Raw genomic sequence first — 764 nt, forward strand, 5'->3', positions numbered from 1 at the left:
GGCGCTGATATCCACACACCTGATGGCGCCAAGTGCAGCTTGAGAATCAGCCGCGGGAATGAAGAGAACCGCTTCAGTGATGATGACAAATGGCTGATTAACACCCTGATTCCACACCTGATGCGAGCCGTTCAATTACATATGCAGCTGAATCGGATGGAAGCCGAACGTAATCTCTATGCCGGAGCAGTCGACCAGCTGGCAGTGGGAACCATCATTCTGGATGATGAAGGTAAAGTCCTTGAAATCAACCAGGTGGCCAAAGAACTGGAAAATGAAGATGACGGCCTGAGAGTCAGTAGCCGGACACTTCATATTGGCACCCAACAGGATACCCGCCGATTCCGGGAACTCATCAAAGAAACACTGGCTCACCAGCGCAACAACACACCATCCATTGTCCAGGCCATGCGGGTTGCACGACTTTCTGGAAAGCGCGATCTCGGCATTATCATTCGCTCTATTCCATCTTCCCAATGGTCAGGTACCGGTAAGCGCCCTTGCGTTGCCATCTTTGTCAGTGATCCGGAAAGACAGTCCCAACCAGCACAGGACATTGTTAAAACCCTTTTTGACCTGACGCCGGCAGAGGCTCAGCTGGCTATGCACTTAGCGAATGGCCTTACTCTGGACGAAGCATCCGAAACTCTGTTTATCAGTCGAAATACCGCCCGTGCCCACCTGCGTTCAATCTTTTCCAAAACCGGGGTTACCCGGCAAACCATGCTAGTCAGGTTGATTCTGAAAAGTGTTGCCCCTTTGGG

General features: G+C 51.6%; 1 protein-coding gene. It reads left to right on the forward strand.

Annotated elements, in window-relative coordinates:
* A partial coding sequence (locus AK963_RS30005) for a helix-turn-helix transcriptional regulator (protein WP_066018835.1) occupies window positions 1-764 on the forward strand: 764 nt, incomplete at both ends.

Origin of the sequence: Endozoicomonas atrinae, from assembly GCF_001647025.1 — a bacterium.
Lineage (GTDB): Bacteria > Pseudomonadota > Gammaproteobacteria > Pseudomonadales > Endozoicomonadaceae > Endozoicomonas > Endozoicomonas atrinae.